This window comes from Lachnoclostridium sp., assembly GCF_031997925.1.
Lineage (GTDB): Bacteria > Bacillota > Clostridia > Lachnospirales > Lachnospiraceae > Lachnoclostridium.
Genome location: NZ_DAMADT010000013.1, coordinates 96,248 through 105,357, shown reverse-complemented (window position 1 = coordinate 105,357; position 9,110 = coordinate 96,248). Strand labels below are relative to the sequence as shown.

Below are 9,110 nucleotides of genomic sequence, written 5' to 3'. Positions count from 1 at the left end.
GGTGTGAGAGGTCGGAAATTTCTCAGTTAGGGAAATTTCCTCCTACTCGATTTATTGACAAATAGGAGAATAAAGATATGGTTTATCAAATAAAGAATGCAATTATCGGGTATCCAGGAAACAGATTACTAGACGGTGTTTCTATGGAAATTAAAAATACAGAAAAGATAGCGATTGTAGGTAGAAATGGTTGTGGGAAGACAACATTACTTAAAGTAATCGCCGGTAAACTTGAGGTAGATAATTTAGATAGTGATGAAGAGTTTTTCATTCAAGCAGATGGTTCACCTAGTATTGGATATTTGGAGCAGATCAGTTTCGAAAAAGAAACGATAACCGTAAGAGAAGAATTACTAAAGGTGTATGAGGAAATCTTTACTTTGCGAGATAAGATGAATGAATTAACAGGTCTTATGGAAGTGGAAGTAAGCGAGAAAATCCTAGAACAATATGCAAAGGTCTCTGATAAATTTGAAAGACTTGGTGGCTATTCCTATCAATATGAGATAGAACAGATTTTTACGAAGTTTGGTTTTGATTTGTCTGATTTAGACCGTCAAATTCTAACATTTTCAGGGGGGCAAAAAACTAGAATCGCATTTGTGAAATTACTACTTAGTAAGCCAGACATTATGTTACTAGATGAGCCAACCAATCATTTAGATATGCCAATGATTGAGTGGTTAGAAGGTTACCTAAAAAAGTATAATCATGCAGTGGTAATAGTTTCTCATGATCGTATGTTCTTAGACAGAATTGTGGATGTAACTTATGAAATTGAGCACAAAAAGATGAAACGTTACCCTGGTAACTATACTGAATTTTTGAAACGTAAACGTCTCGATTATGAGAAACAATGCAAAGATTACGAAGCCCAGCAAAAAGAAATCGAGAGACTTACAATTTTTATAGAGAAGTGGAAGAATACGCCGACTAAGGTAGCTATGACACGTTCTAAGCAAATGCAGATTGAGCATATGGTTAAGATTCCAAAACCACTGCGCTTTGATACAAAAGCTATGCATGCAAAGCTTCAGCCGAATATAGAATCTGGAAAAGAGGTTCTAACAGTGAAAGAGTTAAAGATAGGCTATGAAGAAGTGTTAGCAAGTGTTTCTCTAGAATTAAAGAAGGGGCAAAAACTTGCAGTCATTGGTGAGAATGGGAAAGGAAAGTCAACATTATTAAAGTCCGTTGTTGGTCAGATAGATGCTCTTGGAGGAACGTTAAAGTTTGGCAGGGATGTGGACTGGGTTTATTTTGATCAGGAGCTTCTTAACTTGGATGAGAGTAAAAATGTGATTGAGGAGTTTTGGGACACTTATCCAAAGCTAACGCAAACAGAAGTAAGAACCATATTAGGAAATTTCTTATTTACTGGTGATGATGTTTTTCAACCATTAAATCAGCTATCCGGAGGTGAAAAGGTCCGACTATCCTTAGCAAAGTTAATGAAACGGCAGGCGAATCTGATGATTCTTGATGAACCTACCAATCATTTAGATATGATAGGAAAAGAAATGTTAGAATCCATGTTGAAAAGCTATCAGGGAACTCTTCTTTTTGTGTCGCATGATCGTTATTTCGTGCGTAGTGTTGCAGATAATTTACTCATTTTTGAGAACGGGGAGGTCAATTATTATCCATATGGTTATGAAGAATACCTTGAGAAGAAAGAAAAGAGCTTGTTAAGTGACACAGGTACTCTTAGAGATGAGAATAGGGATAAATTATCAGAGACAATTTGCTTACAAAATACAATGACAAGCGAGCAGATATCTTATCTTAACGGGAAGGAAAAAGCAAAGCAGGAACGAAGATTAGTTCAGATAGAAAATGAGATCTCCGCTTTAGAAGAAAAAATAAATAAGCTTAAACTTAAGTTTAGTGATCCTGAAATAGCTACGGATTATCAAAAGCTTAGTGAACTTCAAGAAACCATCAATAAGGAAGAGCAAATTCTAAATGATTTGCTGATTGAGTGGTCAGGCTTGGTTTAAGAGAAATTAACAAGTCAGATAAAATACTCAGAGGTTATTGTAATTAGGGTGATAGGACAGTTGATGAGGACAGAAGTCCCTCTTTACACATCGATAACTGGTAGATATATAAAGGTTCTAAATAGAGAAAAATGTATATCTAGAAATTTACAATATAATCTTACAGAAGATGTCCCTCGCTTATTGCGAAGCGAAAGCGGGGGCATCTTAGTCTCGGTAGGTGTTAAAGTTCCCACTAAGTAGCATCGAAGCTACTTCCGAGTATTCGTTTCAACAGTTCTCTTTATCTGTTTTTATAGATACTATACTTAATTATCTCCACAGCCATCCACTACTAAATCTGCTCGTTCATACGGTTTATGTTCCATCATATATTTATCTTCCGCTACCATCCAAATTTTCTCCCATAGATCTTTTGCTTCTACACCATCACGTTCAATTCCTCTTTTTAATCGCAGTTCTTTTGGACAATCAACGAAAATTTTAAAATCATAAAAATCATCTAATTCTTTTCTTGTTGAATATACACCTTCAATAATTATAATTCCACCAATACATACTCTGTGCCACTCACTTAATGAGTCAGAACACCAATCATATCGTTGATAGTTTCCTTCTTGGTTATTTGCTAATGGTACTAACACTTGCTTTCTTAATCTTTGCCAGTCAACATCTGCACCAATAGGTTTTTCTTCTGATGTGCCATTTATTCTTGAACATGATGGTAAACAAAAATCATCCATATGTACAATTGTTATTTTGGGACTTAATTTTTCAAATTCTTTTGCAAATGTACTTTTACCAGAACCTCCACAACCATCCACTCCTACTAAAAGGGTAGACTGCTTTCTTTGTAAATTTTCCAAGACGTTTAATAATTGTTCAAATGACGTAAATGTTCCTTTAATACTTTTATAATTCATAACTTACTAATCCTTCCATCAAGGTAGGTATTATTTATAATTAACTACAACTATATACCAATCACATTCTACCTATATGCTAATTATAACATTATTTACAAAGCTAAATCAATTTTCAAATTGCTTTAAAACATAGCTTATTAATTAAATATTTTAAATGATTTGCAGATAGAAAGGTATGGTTAGCATGAAACCAGTAATACTCTTTTTAAAACAGCAAAAAAAGTATACTTCATAAGGATTGGTAAACAATATTCTTGTAGTAAAGTTTAGAATAATGAAAATACAGAAAGAGGTAAAATTATGAAGAATATAAATTCAAATGCTAGTAATAAAAAGAATGCTGGTAAAGGAAATGGAAATTCTATCATCCATAAAAGCACAGATTATAATTCCAATGATTATGTAAGCGGTGATGAAACTCCTACTTCAGCAGGTCACAAGTTTAGTAAAAATTCAACACAGAATATAGACGATAAATCAGAATAATCAATCTCATTATTCGCTTCATATTTCGAAGATTTTATTAAAAAAGTAATTGTTATAACAAAAGGATAGTAAGAAATTCGTGAAAAGATACTTGGCGATTCTAGTGAATATGTATTACAATAAAACTAAAAAGAAAGATAAGAAGGAAAGTATCAATGAAAAAAATATTACTATTCCAAGTGGACAACCCTTTGAAAGTGAAGCAGGCGATTGCTACAATGCGTTTACGTGTTGAGTCTATACCAAATGAAAAGTTTAATAAAACAGTAGAGAGCCTTCTTAATGGAAGTAAAGAAGAGGAACCCCCTTATAGTGGTGAACTGCCTCAAGGCAGCCTTTTACTAATGTGCGGGCTTAACAATTCAGAAATTGATCAGGTGTTATACCGATTAAGAAGTCAGAAAATAACCACAACTTATAAAGCAGTTCTAACACCAACGAATCTAAGCTGGAATGTTTTAGAGTTATACCAGGAGATGGAGAAGGAAAGACAAGAGATTGAAGCAAGAAAGAATAAGTAAGATGAGAAAGAATAAGTAGATGAGAAAGAATAAGTAGATAAGAAAGATAGAGCTGACATATCAATAAATGATATTTCGGCTCTATTTTTGTTTTTGGTATTAGATAGTTAGGCTTTATTCATGACAAGAAAAAGTTCGCGAAGCGTGTTTTTTCTTGGTGATTAATAATAAAATAATAAATTGAAGTAGTTGTAAGAATCATTTCTATCACGATATTAGTAATGAGCGCATATTGTATAAGGTGAGTATTAATAGAATTAGGAGTAATTATGGAGTATTACGTTATTTCGTCATTGGAAATTCACTTATTTTTTGCAAGAATAATGAAAGAACATTCTTTTTTCTTAGAAGTTGGATTTACACAAGCCGATTGCGATTATATGGCAGAAGCCAGACGTTTTAAGGAAGCTTTTGAAGATTTATTGAGTCAGGTAGTTTGTTGTAGTGAAGGTATTGTAGGGCCTTGTGTATTTGAGTCAGGTGAAGTTGTTACAGATTATACACTTCCTTCTGAAATAAAGTCAGCAAGGTTTACTGGTAGTTGTATCAACACAAATATAACAAAACGAGAATTAGAGTTCTTGAAGTGTATGAATCAACAAAGATGTATTGACAGAAGCGTAGTTAATGCTGTAAGGCAAATTAATTGTCGTAGCCTAGAGCTTTTAGAAGGGTTGATATGCCTAAAAGAGAATATTCTAAAAAATGTATTAAATTGTTGTATGTTTACTATGAATTATCCTCTACTCATTGAGCATATTATACGTGAGGCGAAATTATATCAAAAATATATTATGTATTTAGAGAGCGGGAAAGAATGTGTTCAAGAAGATCTAAGAGATGTTGAGCTGTTCTGGAATCAAATAATGATGGAACATGCTCTATTTATTAGGGGACTGTTAGATCCAACTGAAAATGATTTGATTATGACAGCAGACGATTTTGCAAATGGATATGCAAATTTATTAGAAGAAGCTAGAACGATGACGGATAGGACAATGGAAGGTTTGACTTGTAAAACCTTAGAAGAGACTCTAAAGTATCGTGATTTTAAGCTTGCAGGAACAAAAGGTATCAATGATTGTGAGATTCGTAGCATTATACTTCCATTATTAGCAGATCATGTTTTAAGGGAAGCAAATCACTATATTAGAATATTGGAACAAGATGTATGCAATTAAATTATTCAATTTGACCGTTGTTTTAGGCAAAGATTTATTAAGGTCACTTGGTTAAAGAAATAAAGATTAGTGCAGAATATGATAGCTATGCCGAAGTCCGTAATTTCCCGGAGCTTCGGCATTTTTAATGTTACTAACTACAAGGACTCTTGGAAGCACCAACTTCAACACTTTCCGTGCTATACTTAAAAATAAGGTATATAAATCAAATGGCGCAAAAAACTTAAAATTTTGATTAATCAATATATGTGTTAAGAAAACTAGTACGAATAACATAATGACATTTTCAAATCAAAATGCTTTTTCAAATCAATCTTGCTACATACATGAAATCAGTATAAAATAAGGAAGATGGGAAAGCATGGTAGGTTGTAGAGGCGGTTATGGAAAAGAAGAGGGAAGTATTATGGCAAAAATATTAGTAGTAGATGATGAAGAAATGATTAATGATATGATAAAAAGAAATCTATCGATGGTTGGCCATCACATAGATCAAGCATACGATGGAAAAGAAGCGTTACAGATGATAGAAAGTCGCAACTATGATTTAATTCTACTTGATGTCATGCTGCCATATTTATCTGGTTTTGATGTGATGGATAAGATAAATGGTGTGCCAACAATATTTTTAACAGCCAAAGATCATATTGATGATAAAGTAAGGGGATTAACCTCGGGAGCAGAGGATTATATTGTTAAACCTTTTGAGATGCTTGAATTAATAGCCAGAATCAATATAGTACTTCGCCGAAATCAGAAAAGTGAATCAATTACTAAAGTTGGCGAGGTTGAAATAAATTTAGAAAGTAAGGTAGTAAAGAGAAGAGGAAGCGAAATTGAGCTTACACCACAAGAATTTAATTTGTTAGAAGTACTCGTTATTAACAAAAATTTGGCTCTTAGTAGAGAACAATTGATAGAGAAGGCTTGGGGTTATGATTTTGTGGGAGACACCAAAACAGTGGATGTACATATTCAGAAGTTAAGAAAAAAGCTAACACTAGAAGAACATATTAAAACAGTATATAAGTTAGGGTATCGTATGGAGGTGTAAGTAACTGCTTTTTATTTATGTTACGATAAATTAAATAAACATGTTTTTCTTGTTGGAGAAAAAAGCTACAATCGTAAGGAAAGGCGCCTAAGCGCCAGAACAGAGGCTGAGAATGAGAGTTTGGCAAAAGATATATCTGATAGTATTGATCATTGTGGCTATTTTCTTTAATATAGCTATGTATTTTGTAATACAGCTAAACTATAAGGAAGAGATAAAAAGTGCAAAGGAGCGCGCTGCTACTGACCAGCAGTTTGTAAGTACATCCTTCTATAAGGATTTATCTAATGTTGAGAAGAATGATACGCTTACCTATGATTCTGTGATTCTAAACTTTCAGGTTTACCAGAATTTTTATGAGGAACAGGGAATCTATCTGGAATTATGGAACAATCAGAAATTATTTAGCGAGAATAAGTTAGAGGTAAAAGGAGATAGAGGAGAGTTACGGCTTAATAATTATATTCAAAACATTGTGATACGAGAAATTGAGGGCGAACCTTATATTTTTGTTGCAGGTAATGTATCAGAACCATATGATTCATACACCATCGTATTGGCAACTTCTATGGAGAATGTTATAAAGGCAAGACAAACGATGATTCAACTTATGATAGGACTGGATTTCTTGTTTATGCTTTTACTGGCAGTAATTCTATTTATAATAATAAAAACATTAATGAAACCTCTAAAGGTACTATCGCAGGCAACAAAGGTTATTGCTGAGGGAAATTTTGATAGCCGAATTGAGTTACATACCAAGGATGAGCTAGGAGAGCTAGCTGAACAGTTCAACAGTATGAGTAAAAGTATTTCACAAAAAGTGGATGCCTTAAGCAAAGAAAGCGAATCCAGAAAGCTATTAATTGACAACATGGCTCACGAGTTACGGTCACCACTTACTGCCGCTCTTGGCTATATGGATTATTTGATGATGGCTAATGTGAGCGAAGAGGAAAGAATTGAAGTATTAGAGTATACCAGTTCTGAAATAAAACGACTAAATAAATTAAGCAATACTCTATTAAAGATGGCAAGTATTCGCGAAGAGATGATAGAATATCAAGAAATCGATACCAGTGCAATGATAGAGAGATTGCAGTACTTATTTAACAAACGAATTTCTCCAAACGAGATATGCTTAAAATTCCAGAGTGAAATTAAAAGATTACATGGTAATCAAGAAATGCTTGAAATGCTGTTAACTAATTTAATAGAAAATGCATTTCGTGCCTGCGATAAAGGTGGGGGGATTATTGTGAATTTTCTAGAGAACAAAGAAGGTACTATAATTGAAGTAATAGATACCGGAGTCGGAATGGACCCATCTGAGTTAGAGAAGGTTACAACACCATTTTACCGAGTGGATAAGATGAGGAGTAGAAAAAATGGTGGTGTTGGTCTAGGGTTAGCCTTATGTCAACAAATTGCAGAATATCATAATGCCAGAATAACTTTGGAATCTCAATTAGGAAAAGGAACAAAAGTTTCCATATTATTTACCACTTGATTACTTTTTGATTGAAGTATAATTACCTTCGGTTGTTATACTTCAATTATCAAAATAATTGGAGGAATACATTATGAAGAGAAATAAGTTAATAACAGCAATTTCAGCCATAGGAATAATGTTAGTAGTAATCACAGTTTTTGTATTAGCACTAAAGAAAGATGCCAATGGAGAGCTTAATCAGGTGGAACAAAAAGCTATGATAAGTTCGAATATGCAACTTTCAGATAATAAAGATCACACATCCGATACAGACAGCAGTTTACCAAAGGGTAATAAACCATCGGATGAATACAATACATCAAAAGATAGCAATCTTCTAAGTGAAAATAATTCCACAAAGGATAGCGAATTAAACACTGACGATTTAGAAATCGTTTTTGAAAAAGGTTCTACTGAAGGGTTTAACATTACTAAGGACCAAGCAGCTAAGAAAGTTTTAGAAGAAGTTGATAAATTAGTAGAAGATAAGGTAACGGCACCGAAAATTACGCTGTCCGCTACAAATACTGTTACTGGAAAATACTTTACAGGAGTTGTACTGCTAAATAACACGAAACGTTTTGAGATACAAGTAAATGGATTAAATGGAGAGGTTACCAGTAGTAAATTATATCAACAAGAGAATGCCAATAGTGGAGTTTGGACTTTATATTCATCAGACTCAAGTACAGTGGAGAGAAAGATTGATGAAAAAAACATCGCTGAATTTTCCAAACTAGTTTTGGATTTAGGGAATTATGTTGATTGTGAAGTAATTAGTGGTGATGTATATTCTGTACAGGCAAGCTTTTACGGACAAAATTATTCAGTGGATTATCGTATAAAGGGGAATACACTTTATCTAAATTCACAAACAAAAGATAATAAAAACATCAAGGTAAGTACAATATCAATTACTGTTCCGAAAGGGGTAGTGTTAGAGGATATTCAATTAAATAATGCGTTAGGTGATGTGAGAATTGCCAATATATCAGCGAAGGATAGCACTGTGAACCTAGCAAATGGAGCGCTTTCGTTAGACAATGTAGTAATGAAAGCATGCGATATTAATCTTTCTCTTGGTAGTTTATATATCAAGAATGGCGATATAGAAGAGTTAAATTCTGTTGTAGCACTTGGTGCCATGCGGTTACAATTAAAAGGAAAAGAAACAGATTATTCTTATGATATTGTAACTACTTTAGGAGCTATTACTATAGATAATAAAAAATTAGGTGGAAGCTATGAGAAAACAAATGCAGGCAATCGTACGATTGATCTGATTGCCAGTTTGGGTGATATAGATATTAATTTTGAAAAATAACTAAAGGTTATCAAAACTGCTTATGTACAAGACAGAACAAGTTTGTAAAATGTTAGATTCTAATGTTACTTGGTTATAGAAGTAAAGATTCAGTTCAGAAAGTAATAAATATGCCGAAGCCCTAAA

The 9,110-nt window shown here is 33.3% G+C and carries 8 protein-coding genes; 7 read left to right on the top strand and 1 reads right to left on the bottom strand.

The features are described 5' to 3' along the window. The first annotated feature begins 77 nt into the window (after nucleotides 1–77). On the top strand, nucleotides 78–2,000 hold the full coding sequence (locus RTP52_RS10630; protein WP_312371173.1) for an ABC-F family ATP-binding cassette domain-containing protein: 1,923 nt from the start codon (nucleotides 78–80) through the stop codon (nucleotides 1,998–2,000). Nucleotides 2,001–2,308: 308 nt separating this feature from the next. Here RTP52_RS10630 and RTP52_RS10625 read toward each other — a convergent pair whose 3' ends face one another. Beyond that, on the bottom strand, nucleotides 2,309–2,923 hold the full coding sequence (locus RTP52_RS10625; RefSeq protein ID WP_312105321.1) for a uridine kinase family protein: 615 nt from the start codon (nucleotides 2,921–2,923) through the stop codon (nucleotides 2,309–2,311). 303 nt (nucleotides 2,924–3,226) lie between these two features. On the opposite strand from RTP52_RS10625, the gene RTP52_RS10620 reads away from it, so the two are divergent. The 6 genes from RTP52_RS10620 to RTP52_RS10595 all read left to right on the top strand — a co-directional run bounded on the left by RTP52_RS10620 (nucleotide 3,227) and on the right by RTP52_RS10595 (nucleotide 8,984). Next, entirely contained in the window at nucleotides 3,227–3,412 is a 186-nt protein-coding gene (locus RTP52_RS10620) for a hypothetical protein (RefSeq protein ID WP_312105319.1), read from the top strand. Between the two features lie 155 nt (nucleotides 3,413–3,567). Further along, complete coding sequence (locus RTP52_RS10615) at nucleotides 3,568–3,933, top strand: DUF3783 domain-containing protein (protein ID WP_312105317.1); 366 nt, start codon at nucleotides 3,568–3,570, stop codon at nucleotides 3,931–3,933. 269 nt (nucleotides 3,934–4,202) lie between these two features. Then, nucleotides 4,203–5,114: a DUF2935 domain-containing protein gene (locus RTP52_RS10610; RefSeq protein ID WP_312105315.1), complete on the top strand. Its 912-nt coding sequence runs from the start codon at nucleotides 4,203–4,205 to the stop codon at nucleotides 5,112–5,114. Between the two features lie 361 nt (nucleotides 5,115–5,475). After that, complete coding sequence (locus RTP52_RS10605) at nucleotides 5,476–6,168, top strand: response regulator transcription factor (protein ID WP_330694321.1); 693 nt, start codon at nucleotides 5,476–5,478, stop codon at nucleotides 6,166–6,168. Between the two features lie 112 nt (nucleotides 6,169–6,280). Further along, nucleotides 6,281–7,678 carry a sensor histidine kinase gene (locus RTP52_RS10600; RefSeq protein ID WP_312371169.1) on the top strand — a complete coding sequence of 466 codons (1,398 nt, stop codon included), beginning with the start codon at nucleotides 6,281–6,283 and terminating at the stop codon, nucleotides 7,676–7,678. 73 nt (nucleotides 7,679–7,751) lie between these two features. Then, the gene (locus RTP52_RS10595; RefSeq protein WP_312371166.1) at nucleotides 7,752–8,984 is read left to right on the top strand and encodes a DUF4097 family beta strand repeat-containing protein; all 1,233 of its coding nucleotides are present in this window, start codon (nucleotides 7,752–7,754) and stop codon (nucleotides 8,982–8,984) included. The last annotated feature ends 126 nt before the right edge of the window (nucleotides 8,985–9,110 follow it).